Annotated in this window: 13 protein-coding genes; 7 read left to right on the forward strand and 6 right to left on the reverse strand. The window is 47.5% G+C overall.

Annotation, left to right across the window (positions count from 1 at the left end; translation table 11 throughout):
- Positions 1-2 precede the first annotated feature (2 nt).
- Genes QK890_RS09005 through QK890_RS09035 form a run of 7 tightly spaced genes read left to right on the forward strand, consistent with a single transcriptional unit; the run spans position 3 to position 10,365 of the window.
- Positions 3-1,301, forward strand: coding sequence for an MFS transporter (locus tag QK890_RS09005; RefSeq protein WP_005779073.1), 1,299 nt, complete (start codon positions 3-5; stop codon positions 1,299-1,301).
- A gap of 44 nt (positions 1,302-1,345) precedes the next feature.
- Positions 1,346-2,620, forward strand: a complete 1,275-nt coding sequence (locus QK890_RS09010) for an exo-beta-N-acetylmuramidase NamZ domain-containing protein (protein ID WP_032540332.1) — start codon at positions 1,346-1,348, stop codon at positions 2,618-2,620.
- Between the two features lie 38 nt (positions 2,621-2,658).
- Positions 2,659-5,520: an FAD-binding and (Fe-S)-binding domain-containing protein gene (locus tag QK890_RS09015; protein WP_122330739.1), complete on the forward strand. Its 2,862-nt coding sequence runs from the start codon at positions 2,659-2,661 to the stop codon at positions 5,518-5,520.
- Positions 5,521-5,543: 23 nt separating this feature from the next.
- Complete coding sequence (locus QK890_RS09020; protein ID WP_032540334.1) at positions 5,544-6,707, forward strand: acyltransferase family protein; 1,164 nt, start codon at positions 5,544-5,546, stop codon at positions 6,705-6,707.
- Entirely contained in the window at positions 6,704-7,540 is an 837-nt protein-coding gene (locus QK890_RS09025; protein ID WP_005811925.1) for a BadF/BadG/BcrA/BcrD ATPase family protein, read from the forward strand. The genes QK890_RS09020 and QK890_RS09025 overlap by 4 nt, the downstream gene beginning before the upstream one ends.
- 25 nt (positions 7,541-7,565) lie before the next feature.
- The gene (gene murQ, locus QK890_RS09030) at positions 7,566-8,411 is read left to right on the forward strand and encodes an N-acetylmuramic acid 6-phosphate etherase (RefSeq protein WP_005811927.1); all 846 of its coding nucleotides are present in this window, start codon (positions 7,566-7,568) and stop codon (positions 8,409-8,411) included.
- 31 nt (positions 8,412-8,442) lie between these two features.
- Positions 8,443-10,365: a serine hydrolase gene (locus QK890_RS09035; protein WP_032540339.1), complete on the forward strand. Its 1,923-nt coding sequence runs from the start codon at positions 8,443-8,445 to the stop codon at positions 10,363-10,365.
- Positions 10,366-10,431: 66 nt separating this feature from the next.
- Here the strand turns inward: QK890_RS09035 and QK890_RS09040 are convergent, their stop codons facing one another.
- From QK890_RS09040 to nrfH, 6 genes are read right to left on the reverse strand one after another with little or no spacing between them, the layout of a single operon-like run.
- Positions 10,432-11,118 (reverse strand): Crp/Fnr family transcriptional regulator, encoded by a 687-nt coding sequence (locus tag QK890_RS09040; protein WP_005822874.1) that lies wholly within the window; start codon positions 11,116-11,118, stop codon positions 10,432-10,434.
- A 46-nt stretch (positions 11,119-11,164) separates the two neighbouring features.
- Entirely contained in the window at positions 11,165-12,430 is a 1,266-nt protein-coding gene (locus QK890_RS09045) for an alginate export family protein (protein WP_032540340.1), read from the reverse strand.
- Positions 12,431-12,462: 32 nt separating this feature from the next.
- On the reverse strand, positions 12,463-13,254 hold the full coding sequence (ccsA, locus tag QK890_RS09050; protein WP_005811936.1) for a cytochrome c biogenesis protein CcsA: 792 nt from the start codon (positions 13,252-13,254) through the stop codon (positions 12,463-12,465).
- Positions 13,251-14,492, reverse strand: a complete 1,242-nt coding sequence (locus QK890_RS09055) for a cytochrome c biogenesis protein ResB (protein WP_032540341.1) — start codon at positions 14,490-14,492, stop codon at positions 13,251-13,253. Before QK890_RS09055 ends, ccsA begins: the two co-directional genes overlap by 4 nt.
- A 3-nt stretch (positions 14,493-14,495) precedes the next feature.
- Positions 14,496-15,977, reverse strand: coding sequence for an ammonia-forming cytochrome c nitrite reductase (nrfA, locus tag QK890_RS09060; RefSeq protein ID WP_032540342.1), 1,482 nt, complete (start codon positions 15,975-15,977; stop codon positions 14,496-14,498).
- Positions 15,978-16,002: 25 nt separating this feature from the next.
- Positions 16,003-16,590, reverse strand: a complete 588-nt coding sequence (nrfH, locus tag QK890_RS09065) for a cytochrome c nitrite reductase small subunit (protein WP_005779097.1) — start codon at positions 16,588-16,590, stop codon at positions 16,003-16,005.
- Positions 16,591-16,714 lie beyond the last annotated feature (124 nt).

Below are 16,714 nucleotides of genomic sequence, written 5' to 3' on the forward strand. Positions count from 1 at the left end.
TCATGAAAAACAAGACCATATCACCATGGGCATGGATTCCGACCCTGTACTTTGCACAAGGATTACCTTATGTAGCCGTAATGACTATTTCGGTAATTATGTACAAGAATCTGGGTATCTCCAACACGGATATTGCACTCTACACCTCCTGGCTCTATCTGCCCTGGGTCATCAAACCCTTTTGGAGCCCGTTTGTCGACTTATTGAAAACCAAGCGCTGGTGGGTAATCAGCATGCAGTTGCTGGTTGGTGCCGGACTGGCAGGAATCGCTTTCACCATACCCATGCCAAATTTTTTCCAGACCACCCTTGCCATCTTCTGGCTGGTGGCCTTCAGTTCGGCTACGCATGACATTGCTGCCGACGGATTTTATATGCTGGCACTGAACGTACAAGACCAGGCACTTTATGTAGGGATACGCAGTACTTTCTATCGCATTGCCACAATTGCCGGACAAGGTTTGTTGGTGATGCTTGCCGGCGGCCTGGAAATATGGACAGGCAGTATTAAATACGGATGGAGCATCACCTTCTTTATCCTTGCAGGACTGTTCCTTGCTTTTTGCCTCTACCACAAATGCGTATTACCGAAACCTGACAGTGACAAAGCAGTAGTAGGTGAGAACAGCGCAAGCGCCATTTTCAATGGATTCATAGAAACCTTTGCCTCTTTTTTCCGCAAAAAACAGGCTGGAGTAGCCATCCTCTTTATGCTATTCTATCGCTTCCCTGAAGCACAGTTAGTGAAGCTCATCAACCCATTCCTGCTCGATCCTGTCGAGAAAGGCGGATTAGGACTGACTACCGCCGAAGTAGGATTGGTTTACGGAACCATCGGCATCATCGGACTGACATTAGGAGGCATCGTCGGCGGTATTTGTGCAGCCAAAGGAGGACTGCAAAAATGGTTGTGGCCAATGGCATGGAGCCTGTCGCTGACCTGCCTCACCTTTGTATATCTGGGTTACTTCCAGCCACAGAACTTTGTGATCATCAACCTGTGCGTATTTATCGAACAGTTTGGTTACGGGTTCGGATTCACAGCCTATATGCTTTACTTGATTTACTACTCTGACGGAGAACATAAGACGGCGCACTATGCCATCTGCACTGCTTTCATGGCATTAGGCATGATGCTGCCGGGCATGGCCGCCGGCTGGTTACAGGAACTGATCGGATACGAAAACTTCTTTATCTGGGTAATGGCTTGTTGTGCCGCCACAATTGCCGTATGTGCCTTCATCAAGATAGACCCCGATTATGGGAAGAAAAAAGAGAATATTGCCGAGGAGAAGAAATAAAGTTACTCCAGGCATTGGTAGGATAACTAAAAAAAGATAAGATTATGACACATAAAAGAAGTATATTGAGACTTTTGCTCATTCTTTTTATCCTTGTTTCCAATACTCCCCTTTCCCAAGGGATGGAACCAGGTGTAAAACCTCCGGGAATCCGTATCAAAACAGGTATTGAAGTCCTAAAAGAACAAAACTTCAAATGTCTTGAAGGAAAACGTGTAGGACTGATCACCAACCCGACCGGTGTAGACAATCAGTTGCGGTCCACTATCGACATTCTTCATGAAGCGCCCAATGTCAACTTAGTGGCTCTGTACGGACCGGAGCATGGTGTACGGGGTGATGTGCATGCCGGCGACAAAGTGGATAACACGAACGACCCCACTACCGGACTACCCGTTTATTCACTCTATGGCAAAACGCGTAAACCGAGCCCTGAAATGCTAAAAGACATTGATGTATTGGTATATGACATACAGGACATCGGCTGCCGCTCGTTCACCTATATCAGCACCATGGGAGTGGCTATGGAAGCTGCCGCCGAAAATGGTAAAGAGTTTATTGTCCTTGACCGCCCCAATCCGATAGGCGGATTAAAAATAGAAGGGAATCTCGTAGAAGATGGATACATATCTTTTGTCAGCCAATTTAAAATTCCGTACCTTTACGGACTTACTTGTGGCGAGCTTGCACTGATGCTCAATGGAGAACAAATGTTGGGCAGGCCATGCAACCTGCATGTTGTGAAAATGAAGGGGTGGAAGCGAAAAATGGATTATGTACAGACAGGACTCCAATGGATTCCTTCGTCCCCACACATCCCGCATCCGCATTCCGCTTTCTTCTATCCCGTTTCGGGGATACTCGGCGAACTGGGCTATATGTCGATTGGTGTGGGTTATACCATTCCGTTCCAAATGTTTGCCGCTCCTTGGATAGAGGCAGACAGATTGGCTGATAACCTGAACCGTCTGAACCTGCCGGGAGTGATATTCCGTCCGATGCACCTCAAACCCTTCTATTCGGTAGGCAAAGGGGAACATCTGCAAGGCGTACAAGTACATATTGTGGACTTTAATAAAGCTGCACTAAGCGAGATACAGTTTTACGTGATGCAGGAGATAGCTGTACTCTATCCGGGCCGGGCCGTATTCGACCATGCCGATAAAGGACGTTTCCGTATGTTCGATCTCGTCAGCGGCTCCAAAGAAGTACGCGAACGTTTCAGTCAGCGCAACCGCTGGGAAGACGTCCGCGATTATTGGTACAAAGACGTTGACGACTTCCGCCGGCTGTCGAAGAAGTATTATTTGTATAAATAAAAACTGGGACCGAGGAGTGCCCGACAAACAAAGAAACAATGAAAACGGAAAGAAACTATGACGAATTCCTGCGAGACATCAGCCGATTTATCCCACAGGATAGAATATTTACCGACGAGCTCCATCGCCTGGCATGGGGGACAGATGCGGGTTTCTACCGACTGATTCCTCTAATTGTAGTTAACTCGATCGACGACGATGAAGTATTCGAAATGATCTATCTGGCCGACAGATATAATATACCGGTAACTTTCCGCGCTGCCGGAACCAGTCTTTCGGGACAGTCCATCAGTGACTCTGTTTTGATTATAGCCGGCAAAGGCTGGGATCACTACGAACTCTCACCCGATCACGAACAGATTTACCTGGAGCCCGGTATCATCGGACAACGGGTAAACGAGATCCTCGCACCTTACGGACGTAAATTTGCTCCCGATCCGGCTTCCATAAAAAGCGCCATGGTAGGTGGAATCGTAATGAACAATGCTTCGGGCATGAACTGCGGGACACATGCCAACAGTGATAAGATGCTGCTGTCGGTACGTATCATACTCCCTGACGGATATTATCTTAATACCGCCAGCCAGGAATCCCGAGAAAACTTTGAAGAAGATCATCCCGATTTCCTCCGCCGCATCTGCGAGCTACGTGACCAGGTACGTAGCAACAAAGAACTGAGTGCACGTATCCGTTATAAATATTCAATCAAGAACGTAACAGGGTTGAATATTCTTCCCTTCCTCGTATACGATGATCCGTTCGATATTATTGCCCACCTGATGGTAGGCTCGGAGGGCACATTAGCTTTCCTTTCCGGTGTGACTATGAAAACGGAATACGACTATCCGCACAAGGCAAGCGCCATGCTCTATTTCAGCGACATCAAAGAAGCATGCCGTGCAGTGGTAGCCATGAAAAAACTCGTCAACACAGATGGGGAGTGGATTGTAAAAGGTGCGGAACTGCTCGACTGGAAATCCCTGGCTTCTGTGAATGATCCGACGGGAAAAGGGCTAACAGCCGTATTGACCGAAACCAAAGCACGCACACAGGAAGAGCTCAACCACAACATCACTGTCATCGAAGATACATTAAAGGCATTTAAAACCTACATCCCGGTCCACTTTACCGACCGTCCCGAGGAATATTCCAAATATTGGGCAATCCGTTCGGGCATTTTCCCCTCTGTAGGAGGAACCCGTCCTCCGGGAACAACCTGTCTGATTGAGGATGTGGCCTTCCACATTGAAGACCTCCCCGAGGCGACAGCCGAACTGCAACAGCTCATTGCCCGGCACGGATACGATGACGCCTGCATTTACGGTCATGCGTTAGAAGGCAATTACCACTTCATTATCAACCAGTCATTCAGTAATGAAGTTGAAATAAAACGGTATGAAGCCCTGATGAACGACATAAAAGAACTGGTAGTGGACAAATATGACGGCTCATTAAAGGCAGAACACGGCACAGGACGAAACATGGCTCCGTTCGTAAAGCAGGAATGGGGAGAAGAAGCTTTCGCTATCATGAAGGCGGTAAAACAACTCTTTGACCCCAAAGGATTATTTAATCCGGGTGTTATCTTCAACGACGACCCTCAATGCCATATCAAACATTTCAAGCCTCTCTCACCATTGGCAATAGGAGAAGGCTCCGAAGTGACACGCCAGATAGACCGGTGTATCGAATGCGGATTCTGCGAAGTGAACTGTCTCTCGTGCGGATTCACGCTCTCCTCACGCCAGCGCATTGTCATACAGAGGGAAATCTCACGCCTGAAAAAAAGCGGGGAAAATCCGCAGTTACTGGAAACACTGTCCAAGTTATACCGGTATCCGGGTAATCAGACCTGTGCCGGTGACGGCCTGTGTGCCACGTCTTGTCCGATGGGTATCAATACCGGTGACCTGACCCACCTCCTGCGTCAGGCAGAGCTACCGTCCAACAGCACCGGTTATAAGGCGGGAAAATTTGCCGCCAATCATTTCGCAGGAATAAAAAATGCCCTGCGACCGGTACTGTCACTTGCCAATACGACACACAGCCTGCTGGGAACTTCCAGGATGACTTCCATTACTCGAAAGATGCACAACGTATGGGGACTTCCGCAATGGACACCGGCCATGCCTATGAGCTATAAGATACACAAGAAGGACAACAACAAGGCACCGGATGCAAAGAACAAGGTGGTCTACTTCCCCAGTTGCATCAACCAAACTATGGGATTGGCAAAAAATTCTCCCGTAGAGCAACCTTTGGTTAACAAAATGCTCTCTCTGCTTCAGAAAGCGGGATACGAAGTCATCTTCCCGCCCAAGATGGAGAAACTCTGTTGCGGAACCATTTGGGAAAGCAAAGGTATGCTGGATATAGCCGACAGCAAATCGGCTGAACTGGAAGCCGCCTTATGGGAGGCCAGCGAACAGGGACGGTATCCGGTACTTTGCGACCAGAGCCCTTGTCTGCACCGTATGCGTGCCACTATCCAAAAGATGAAGCTATACGAACCGGCTGAATTTATCTATACGTTCCTGCGGGATAAACTGGAATTCACTCCCACAAACCGTCCCGTAGCCGTACACATCACATGTTCCATGCGTAAAATGGGATTGTCGAATACACTGATTTCACTGGCCGGACTATGTTCAACGCAAGTGCTTGTTCCGGAAGAGGTGGGTTGTTGCGGCTTTGCCGGAGATAAAGGATTCACCCGGCCGGAACTCAACACTTATGCTTTACGCAAACTGCGTCCGCAACTGGAGAAAGCAGGAATCAGTATCGGCTATTCAAACAGCCGCACCTGTGAAATCGGTTTAGCCACTAACACCGGCATCCCCTATGTATCGATTGCCTATCTGGTGGATCAGTGCACTCGTCCACGTGAAACAAAAGAATAACTTAACACTTAAATAAGAATGCAATGAATCAAACAGCCAACAAACGTCTACTTGCCCTCGATGTGTTGCGGGGTATCACTATCGCAGGAATGATTATGGTCAACAATCCCGGCAGCTGGAGCTACGTATATGCTCCCCTCGGACATGCGGCATGGATCGGTCTGACTCCGACCGACCTGGTCTTTCCTTTCTTCATGTTCATCATGGGCATTTCCACCTATATATCATTAAGAAAGTATAACTTCGAATTCAGTCATTCTGCAGCCTTGAAAATACTTAAAAGAACCATTGTGATCTTTGCCATCGGTTTGGGAATCGCATGGTTCTCCATGTTTTGCCACACTTGGAATTCACTATCCGGCGAAGATATTCCATTCTTCTCCCGTCTGGGGGAATCAGTCTGGACTTTCAGTCACATTCGCATCCTGGGTGTCATGCAGCGATTGGCCCTCTGCTACGGCGCAACGGCTATCATCGCTTTAATCATGAAGCATAAATACATCCCATACCTGATAGCCGCCTTGCTAATCGGTTACTTCATCATCCTGATCACCGGAAACGGATTTGAATACAACAGTACCAACATCCTGGCGGTGGTGGACCGTGCCGTATTGGGCGAGGCACATATGTACAAAGACAACGGCATCGATCCGGAAGGTGTATTAAGCACCATACCTTCGATAGCCCATGTGCTGATAGGCTTCTGCGTAGGCAAACTGCTGATGGAAGTAAAAGACATCAATGAAAAAATAGAACGCCTGTTCCTGGTTGGCACTATCCTCACCTTTGCGGGTTTCCTGCTCAGCTACGGCTGTCCAATCAGCAAGAAGATCTGGTCACCGACATTCGCGATTGTCACTTGCGGACTGGCATCCAGTTTCCTGGCACTCCTCGTATGGATTATCGACGTGAAAGGTTATACACGATGGAGCCGGTTCTTCGAATCGTTCGGAGTCAACCCACTATTCATCTATGTGACCGGAGCCGTTCTCTCTATTCTGTTGGGCAACATACTGATACCTTATGACGGTCATACCATCAGCCTTCACGGATTTGTGTATAAGATCATCCTCCAACCCCTGCTCGGCGATTATCCCGGTTCTTTAGCATTCGCCATCTTATTCGTAGGGCTGAACTGGTGTATCGGATACATCCTGTATAAGAAAAAAATATATATAAAGATATGATACTAATAGCAGACAGTGGTTCTACTAAGACCGATTGGTGTGTAGTAGAGCATGGACAGTTAGTCCAGCAGATTTTTACGAAAGGCACTAACCCTTTCTTTCAGTCTGAAGAGGAAATCAGTAATGAAATAGCAACCGCCCTGATTCCTCAATTAAAGACAAACAAGTTCGAGACTGTTCACTTCTATGGAGCCGGTTGCGCTTTCCCCGACAAAATAGAAACGGTGCGCAAAGCCATAGCTGCGCATCTGCAAGTAAGCGGAGAGATTGAGATCAGTACGGACATGCTTGCTGCCGCCAGGGGACTGTGTGGCCATCAACCGGGCATCGCCTGCATCATGGGCACAGGATCGAACTCTTGTTATTATGACGGTAAAAACATAGTCAGCAATGTATCGCCATTAGGATTTATTCTGGGTGACGAAGGCAGTGGGGCGGTTTTGGGTAAGCTGCTGGTAGGCGATATCCTTAAGAATCAAATGACTCCGGGACTTAAAGAAAAGTTCCTGGAACAATACAACCTGACGCCTGCCGAAATTATCGACCGGGTATATCGCCAACCGTTTCCAAATCGTTTCCTGGCAAGTTTCTCTCCATTCCTGGTCGAACACCTCGATGAACCGGCCATACGCGAACTGGTTCTGAACAGCTTTAAGAAGTTCCTGAAACGCAATGTAATGCAATACGACTACCAGCATGCCCGGGTCCATTTCATCGGTTCAGTAGCGTTCTACTACAAAGAATTACTGTCGGAGGCGTGTAAGGCAATGGAGATTCACCTGGGAACGATTATCAAGAGTCCGATGGAAGGACTGATTAAATTTCACGAGTAACGTATACGAATTATAGAACAAAAACATGAATAGTAATATAGAAAAATCAGATAAAACATCCTTCGTCAAGATTTCCGAGCAACCCTCGCTCTACAGTGATCTTGAGAAGAAGTCGGTCCGCGAAATACTGGAAGATATCAATACCGAAGACCAAAAGGTGGCTCTTGCCGTACAGAAAGCTATTCCTCAAATTGAAAAGTTAGTCACACAGATTGTCCCCCGCATGAAACAGGGGGGACGCATCTTCTACATGGGGGCCGGAACCAGCGGACGCCTCGGGGTTCTCGATGCTTCAGAGATCCCTCCCACTTTCGGGATGCCTCCCACATTGATCATCGGGCTGATTGCAGGCGGAGATACCGCCTTGCGTAATCCGGTAGAAAATGCCGAAGACAATACCACCCGGGGGTGGGAAGAACTGACGGAACATAACATCAACAGTAAAGATACCGTCATCGGTATTGCAGCCTCAGGTACGACTCCCTATGTGATCGGAGCCATGCATGCGGCACGCGAGCACGGCATCCTCACCGGTTGCATCACCAGCAACCCGAACTCGCCGATGGCCGCAGAAGCCGATGTACCCATCGAAATGATTGTAGGCCCCGAATATGTAACAGGCAGTTCGCGCATGAAATCAGGAACAGGACAGAAGATGATTCTGAACATGATCACAACCTCGGTTATGATTCAACTGGGACGCGTGAAAGGCAACAAGATGGTCAATATGCAGCTTAGCAACCAGAAGTTGGTGGACCGCGGCACACGCATGATTGTCGAAGAACTCGGGTTAGAATATGACAAGGCTAAAGCACTGTTGCTGATGCACGGTTCCGTGAAAAAAGCGGTAGATGCATATAAAGCCGGATAACAAAACCGAACCCTCCTAAACTTACAATACCATGAATACGAAAAACAAAGTTCACTTCTCCCCCATCTCCCTGCAGGAAAGAAAAGGGACGAAATCTCTGCTCACCGCTTTGGCGCTTCTGTTCTGCAGCCTGCAAGCTGTCGCACAACCTCTGCCACGCGTTGCCCCCGAGCAAGTAGGCATGGATTCTCACCGTCTGTTGCATGCCGACGAGGCTATTCAGAAGGCGATCCTTAACAAAGAAATACCGGGGGCCGTACTCGCCGTGGTCCGTCATGGCAAAATGGCCTATCTCAAAGCTTATGGTAACCGGCGGATCTATCCCAATATAGAACCGATGGAGATAAATACCGTCTTCGATATGGCTTCTTGCAGCAAGCCGATGTCGACTGCTGTTTCTGCCATGATTCTGATTGAACGCGGACAACTGCGCCTACTCGATCGCGTCAACCTCTACCTGCCTGACTTCCGGGAATGGCAGGGAGAGAACGGAGAGAAACAGGACATCCGCATTGTAGACCTTATGACTCACACTTCGGGCCTTCCACCTTACGCACCGGTAGCCGAGTTACAGAAAGAGTACGGTTCACCCAATCCGGAAGGGCTCATGAAGTATATTTCCACTTGCAAACGTGACTTCAAGCCTCAAACGAATTTTCAGTATAGTTGCCTCAACTATATCACCTTGCAACATGTCATCGAAGTCATTACCGGACAAAACCTGCGGGACTTTGCCAAAGAGAATATCTTCAATGTCCTGGGCATGCAGCACACCGATTATCTGCCCACCGTACAGCAGAAAGACGGAAAGTGGATAAATACCGTAGATTACCCCTGGATGGATTTGATTGCACCTACCGAGAAGCAAAAAGACGGAAGTGTACTCTGCGGACAGGTGCACGATCCGTTGGCGCGCATCCTGAACGGAGGAATCTCCGGCAATGCAGGGGTCTTCTCGGACGCCAATGATATTGCCGTTCTCGCAGCTGCCTTGCTGAATGGGGGCGAATATAATGGTCGCCGTATTCTCAGCCCACTGGGGGTAAAAACCATGCGTACCGTTCCCCGCGAAGTAGCCGGACTGGGACGCACTCCGGGATGGGATGTCTTCTCAGCCTATGCCTCAAATCATGGCGACCTCTTCGGCCCGAACACCTTCGGGCACACAGGATATACGGGTACTTCCATCCTGATTGACCCAGATAACGACACGGCCGTCATCCTGCTCATCAACGCCGTGCATCCGGAAGACGGACACAGTGTAGTCCGCCTCCGTTCGCTGGTTGCCAATGCAGTAGCCGCTTCTATCTGCCCGCCCGCACAAGTATATACGGATCATTATTACAAACGTTTCCTGGAATTTGAAGCAGATGCTCCCATCGGGCCGAAGGATATCGTAATGGTGGGCAACAGCCTCACCGAAAACGGCGGAGACTGGAGCATACGCCTGAATAAAAAGAATATAAGAAACCGCGGAATCATCGGTGACGAAGCAATGGGAATTTACCAACGTCTTTTCCAGATATTGCCCGGCACTCCCCGGAAGATTTTCCTGATGGCAGGAATAAACGATGTGTCACACAACCTGAGTGCCGATAGTGTGGTAGAACTGGTTACTCTGGTCATAGACAAAATACGAACCGGATCACCATCCACCGAACTCTATCTGCAGAGCCTTTTACCCATTAACGAATCGTTCGGACGATACAAAACAATGACCGGTAAAACCGACCTGATACCCGAAATCAACAGTAAGTTGGAAGCACTTGCCAAAGACAGGAAAATACCTTTTATCAACCTTTTCCCTCTATTTACGGAGAAAGGTAGCAATGTGATGCGGAAAGAACTGACTACGGACGGACTCCATCTGACGGAGGAAGGCTACAAGATTTGGAGCAAAGCATTGAGAAGGGTGTGTCGAAACTCACCACAGAAGGCACAGAGTAAATTTTAAGCCATTGATTATCAATATTGATAATCTGTGGTGATCTGTGGTGAAAAGACTCTTGGCACAGCCCTTTCAAATATATTCTTTAAGTGCCGCCATATCTTCCAGCGTCACCACTTTCTTATTGATTGAAATCAGGCCCTCCTTCATCATCTTATTTATTTCTTTCGAAAGTGCAGGGCGGGTTACCCCCAGATATTCTGCTAACTGGACCTGATTATGCTCCAATATAGCCGTATTCGGAGAAGTCTTATGCTCCATGAAGTAATAAACCAAACGGCTGCGCAGCATCTTGTAAGAAAGAATCCTCAGACGGGTGACCGTACACTTGTTACAATTGCCTGTGACACACAGGAAACGGTGCAGTAAATCGGGTACGGAACTGATCAACTTAAAAACGGAAGTACGGGTAGCCATCAGCAAAACAGAATCTTCGCTGGCAGTAAACGTAGCAGGCAAGAGATTCTTATCGCCAAACAGATGGGGTGTGGCAAAAGCACGGGGAGCACGGATATCTTCTACCTTCACCAGATTTCCTGCCACATCAACGATATTGACCTCCAGTTCTCCCTTCAGCAATACATACAAATGATTGCAATAGGTGTCCTGCTTCAATACGACCTCTTTCCTGGCAACCTCGTACACCGAAAGTTCCAGTTCCAAAGGCAGCCGACGTTGCAAACTGACATCCATATCCTTAAATAAAGATATCTGCCACAAGATTTTTTGATATTCGTCTGTAAACTCTACTTTTACCACAATGCTTGTCTTTTTAGCAAAGATAGCATTTTCTCCCGTACCAATCCTACCACTTGGTAAATAAAATACGCGGATTGATGTTCAGTGTCAGCCATCCCCAGTCCTGCCAGCTCTTATGGCTGCCACCTTTTACAATGTCCATATATTTAGTTCCAAGCATGGTCGAATAACCGGCTGTCAGTTTTACATCTTTCATCAAAGTATAATCTACCTGCAAATCGAACTCCGATCCCAGACTGCGTCCTTCTTTACCGTCTGTGGCCGTTACGTCATAAGTCGTAGAAAAATGGTGATAATTCAGTGAGAACCCTATCTTTTGGGTCGGCTTGAAGTCAACACTGAGTATTTTGTCCCACAAACCTTTGTTATAAGCCGATGCATAAAAATAATCCATTCCTCCATAGAATTTATGATGTGTCCCGTAAAGCGGATCAAAAGTAGTTACCTTCTTACTGTCGGGATCTCCGCTCAGGTAGTCCGTGCCGAGGCTTACACTCCACTTTGGATCAATCTTATACCCGGCTTTCAAGCTGAACATATAAGCAGATACCTTCTTGTCGGCTTTGTTTTTACCCGACTGGTAATAGACGCTACCGTTCAGCAACCATGCCCCGGGTGTATACACCAGATAAGTACCCATCGTCTGCATATTAGCAGTTTTACCCTTTTCTTCCGTCCCTGTTTCAAATCCGGTATTCATAAAAAGCAGTGAAGCAGTGAAATCTTTAGCCCACCGGCCATTATACCATACCGTTTGCATGGTTTTATAAGGCTGTCCACCGGGAGCATAATAAGTGCCACCATAGGAGCGATCTTCATTATTCTGATTAAAAGCCAGTATCAAATGCAACTTGTGTATCTTGCTTTCATACCCCAATTTCAATGCATCGTGGAAGCGGCCTGCCACATTCCAGTCCAGTCCGCCAAGCAGACGCTCATCATCATACGAGAGTGGCTGACGCCCCAACTGCGCAAACAGGCCTTTTGAAAAATCAAGCCGTGCCCAAGCTTCGTGCAAAATAAACCGTCCGTTTTTATCGATCTGCGGATCCTGCCCCCACACCCCTACATGCTGTGCAGCAAGTTTCATTTGCAGGCGATCGCGCTGATAACCTAAGGATAGCCGTGCCCGCTCGTTGATAAAGAAAGTCGGACTTGCGCCTTCGGGACGGGGGTTCAACACTCCATTGCGGTATTCACCACGAGTACGTATTTGTGCATCAATTGTAAACTGATTCTCCTTTTGTTGCTGTGCAAAGGCGGACAGCGGTGCAAAAAGCATTGCTGCCCAGATTAGATTCGTGATTCTCATAACTCAATTAGTAATTAGTAGTTAGCGATTTATCAATTCAAATTATACGTATGTACGCTGGTTCCCTGTGCCGATGGCAGATAATTAATGCCATACCAACACATTTGCAGCAATGCAAAACAGATGAGGAGTCCGACAAGTGCCACACGTACTTTTTGCCGCCTGTTCATCCGGTAATGGATATAACAGAGATAGCCTATCCACGTGGCTGCCGCCCAGGTTTCCTTCGGATCCCAACTCCAGTAATGCCCCCAGGCCTCTTTAGCCCACAAAGCTCCGAACAACATTCCCAATGTCATGAAGGATAGTCCTACATTGACCAAATTATCACACAGTTCCATCTCACGTTCTTCGGTAGCTTTTTTCTTGATCCAAAGCAGGTATACCGCCATAACGGCCGCTGCGCCCAACATAGCATAAGCAAACATATATACAATGACATGCGGTGCAAACCAAGGACTTTGCAAAGCAGGCATCAAGGTTTTATTATGTATCTCGGGTTTAAACAGGTTGATACAGATGAATACAAGCGAAAGAACAAAGCTGAAACTCAGAATCCACTTATATCGCCAGCGGCTATAAGTGATGATGCCTGCCAAAGGTAAAAAGAAAGAATACCACAATCGGGTTTCACCCATTGTACGCATCGGAGGCCGTTCCAATGAAATCCACATCCCAAGGATAAAAGCAAAAAAGACGGCCAGTCCTGCCAACGTGGCTGCATAAACAACAAACTGGCGTTTCTCTTTCCATGCGGCAACGGCACCGATAGCCCAACACAGAAGAGCTGCCATGGCAAATATCACAAAATGATCCCAACTCATACGTTGTCCTCCTTTCTTTTCTGTGACAGGGCGAACAGGCAGACAGCTCCGGCTATCATCATCCAGATACCGGTATAAACCACCGGTAACCACGGATCACGAACCAGTTCAAACACGCTTATATCGCTCCAGCGACCTTTCGACTCGTCATAACTGAACTGATATATTTTCCATCCCTCCAACTCAAAAGGTTTATTTACCTCAATCGTAGCCGAATCACGGCGTCCCGACTCCGTATAAACTTTCACCTCGGATGCAAAACGGCGAGGTTCACGCTCAGGCATTACCAAACTGGTCTGATCGTCAAGACGGATAGCCTTATAAGGAAACATAAAACTGCCACAACTCACCCATCCTTCATGTTTCCGGCCTGTTTTATCATTCACTGCCGTCAGATAGACAGCATAAGCAGCTCCCATTGAAGGAAAGTCCACAAAGTTCAAAGTATCCTGAGTCGCTACACTGGCTGCCAAAGGGAGTTTCTTCTCTATGTGGATTTCCCAATCGAGCAAATGCCCGGCATGAAAATCATCTTCAATCAGCAGGTTTTCCGGCTTCCCGACCGGCAGTGCTTTACCTGTTTCATTGTCAATCAACATCAATTTCGGGGGATATTCATCGATCGTAAAGTTCTGAAGCTCGATAGCCAAAGGCAGCTCCCGCATTTTCTGATTTTCATCGGAAGCCCGCCATTCGGCTTGTCCTATCTTTGTAGTCATATGCAGACGCTCCATATCGGCATTTCCCAATACAGCTCCGGTCAGTGCAAGGAAAAGTCCCAGATGGTTCAGCACAAAAGGAACGTCCCGCCAATGGAAATGATGAATCCGCCGAATGGTGGTCAACCCCAACAAAGTGACCATCCAGAGGAACAACAGCACAAACGAACAGGCGGACAACATTTGGGAAAATCCCAACCAGGTTTCAATACCGGACAAAGGTATATCGGACTTCACCTGGCGGATCAGTCCCATCACTACAGTGAGCACGGCCACTGACACCATGGATGAAACAGCGGCCTGGCAGCTCCCCATCCACCGGATAAAATAACTCTTTTGTGAAAAGGTGTAGGCCGATAACAAGATAACGACATATAGCAACCCTACACACACATTCACAGGGTAAGAAAGAATGGAAAGTGTGCACTTCCCCAACGTCATTTGCAGGAAAATGCCTGTCAGAAAAAGTCCGCCACAGATGGCGAACCCTTCTTTATATCCCCAAGGTTTCTGCCACATAGTTTACAGTTTAGCCAGACGACCGTTAGCCTTCGCTTTCTCCAACCATTCGGGTACTACTGTTTTCAGGAATTTATCTTTCGCTTCACGCTCTTTCTGCATATCGAGACCGATATACTGCTGCGCTTTCTCTTTAGTCGAAATATCAGGCATCGGCACATCGGCTGTATAGCCATGCTGAGCCAACACTTTTGAGATGGCAAGACGGGCCTGCAAAGCTTTATCAAGTCCGTGTCCCAGAATGCGCTGTATCTCTTGCGGAGCATGGAACGCACCACCGTGTGAAGCCACGCCGAAATCCCATCTCCACTGGGCCTGGCGAATCAACTTCAACGCCTCTGCCATCTGAGTATCCGTCGCACCTTTATCCCAGGCGAATTTAGCTTCAATATGCGCTTTAGCCAACTCCTGTTCCAGACGGCCACGAATTTCATTCGCTTTACGCTGACGGTCATATACATTATTCCGCAATGTCTCTTCGCTCTCACGATGACAAACCTGACAAGTCCGGTCGATCATAGCTAACGGACTCTGAATGTGGTGATCGCTGAATTTCATGCCTCCCTCGCTTTTGTAGGGCATATGACAATCGGCGCACGACACTCCGCGTTGGGCATGAATTCCCATCTGAGAAATCTCGTAATCCGGATGTTGTGCTTTCAGTATACGGGCTTTGCTCAGTGCATGTGTATAATCGGCAAAGTCGGCCTCGTCATAGTAGGCTTCCATATCTTCTACCGAAAATCCTTTATCCCAAGGGAAAGTCAGGTATTTGCCATCTCCCTTGAAATAATATTCCACGTGGCATTGTGCGCATACCAACGAACGCATTTCCTGCGGAGTCGCTTTATCGATATCTTTCCCCTGACGGGCAAATGCCTCGCGCAAAGCCGGACGGCTAATATGAAGTTTCATATTCGTCGGTTCATGACAATCGGCGCAACCTATCGGATTGACGATCTCACTACCGAAAGCTCCCCACTTATTATTATAGAACGAATCCACTCCAATAGCTTCCATCATGCGAGGAACGTCCGGACTCTTACAAGTCCAGCAGGTAGAAGGTTGCGGCCCGCTTTTATCATCCATCGGCGCACCGGTACGGAGTGAATGTGTAATGTCCTCAATAGCATGCATATGTCCCCTCGGAGTCGAATAATCTTTTGAGAATGCATAGCCGGCCCAAAGCACCACCATCTCGGGACGTTGTGCAAGTACATCTACCGCTTCGTTACCGTTAAATTCACTCTCGAAATCGGTCTTAGCCGTTTCTTTCCATGTTTCATACTCACGTGGGTAGTTATCCCCAAACACTTCGTTTCGTGGTTCTATTCCGGTAATTTCCACCCGTTTGTTATTGAAAACGCTTACCGTCTCTGCCCGGCGTTCCATCAGCGCCGAGACAACAAGCCCAAGCACAAAAACGACTACCATCGCTCCGCAGAACAACAACCATCCTTGCCATGATTTCAGTTTCTTTTCCATAATTCTGTTATCTTGATTTTCTATATTATTCGATCATTTTTTTCAACCATTCCGGTGTAGGAGAATCCGGATAAGGGACTAACGCATTAGGAGTGGATGCGACACTGTTACTTCCTCCATGCGGTACGTCCCGATGACAGTCCCAACAAGCTTTCCCTTCACCTACCTGAGACATCATATAATCTATCCGTCCTGTACTTACAAATTCAGTGTTCAGTTGTGTATGACAACGAATACAATTATTCATAATCACCTCCGAGCTTTCACCATTGGCACGAACCACATCTTTTTCTCCATGGGTGAGGAATACGGCAACATGACGCATACCGTCCATTCCCTTGAATACCCATTTCTTCACTGCATTTTCGTGTGGAACATGACAGTCATTGCATGTAGCATTCCTGCTATGCGAACTATGAAACCACGTCGCATAATACGGTCCCATGATATGGCAATTAACACAAGCAGCCGGATCATCGGTCAGATAGGTATGTGCCCGAAGCATATAAAGGGTCAGAGCCCCTCCACCTACAATCACACCTGTTATAATGATCGCAAGTACTCTCCACTTACGCGAAGGGAGTAACCATTGGATATATTCTTTTACCTTCATAGTATGTATGCTATGTATTTATGCAAAGAAAGGGATTTCCATTTAAAAAGAATGTAATCCAGATTACATTTGCGAAAGAAAAATAACCCATGCTAAAAAAACAAAAGATAAACAAAGGAGAGAT

The sequence above is a fragment of the Bacteroides sp. NGMCC 1.200775 genome, assembly GCF_040798045.1.
Taxonomy (GTDB): domain Bacteria; phylum Bacteroidota; class Bacteroidia; order Bacteroidales; family Bacteroidaceae; genus Bacteroides; species Bacteroides hominis.

Coding starts and splice junctions, on each gene's coding strand:
- QK890_RS09005 (WP_005779073.1), top strand. CDS start 3: ATGAAAAACAAGACCATATCACCATGGGCATGGATTCCGACCCTGTAC.
- QK890_RS09010 (WP_032540332.1), top strand. CDS start 1,346: ATGACACATAAAAGAAGTATATTGAGACTTTTGCTCATTCTTTTTATC.
- QK890_RS09015 (WP_122330739.1), top strand. CDS start 2,659: ATGAAAACGGAAAGAAACTATGACGAATTCCTGCGAGACATCAGCCGA.
- QK890_RS09020 (WP_032540334.1), top strand. CDS start 5,544: ATGAATCAAACAGCCAACAAACGTCTACTTGCCCTCGATGTGTTGCGG.
- QK890_RS09025 (WP_005811925.1), top strand. CDS start 6,704: ATGATACTAATAGCAGACAGTGGTTCTACTAAGACCGATTGGTGTGTA.
- murQ (WP_005811927.1), top strand. CDS start 7,566: ATGAATAGTAATATAGAAAAATCAGATAAAACATCCTTCGTCAAGATT.
- QK890_RS09035 (WP_032540339.1), top strand. CDS start 8,443: ATGAATACGAAAAACAAAGTTCACTTCTCCCCCATCTCCCTGCAGGAA.
- QK890_RS09045 (WP_032540340.1), bottom strand. CDS start 12,430: ATGAGAATCACGAATCTAATCTGGGCAGCAATGCTTTTTGCACCGCTG.
- ccsA (WP_005811936.1), bottom strand. CDS start 13,254: ATGAGTTGGGATCATTTTGTGATATTTGCCATGGCAGCTCTTCTGTGT.
- QK890_RS09055 (WP_032540341.1), bottom strand. CDS start 14,492: ATGTGGCAGAAACCTTGGGGATATAAAGAAGGGTTCGCCATCTGTGGC.
- nrfA (WP_032540342.1), bottom strand. CDS start 15,977: ATGGAAAAGAAACTGAAATCATGGCAAGGATGGTTGTTGTTCTGCGGA.
- nrfH (WP_005779097.1), bottom strand. CDS start 16,590: ATGAAGGTAAAAGAATATATCCAATGGTTACTCCCTTCGCGTAAGTGG.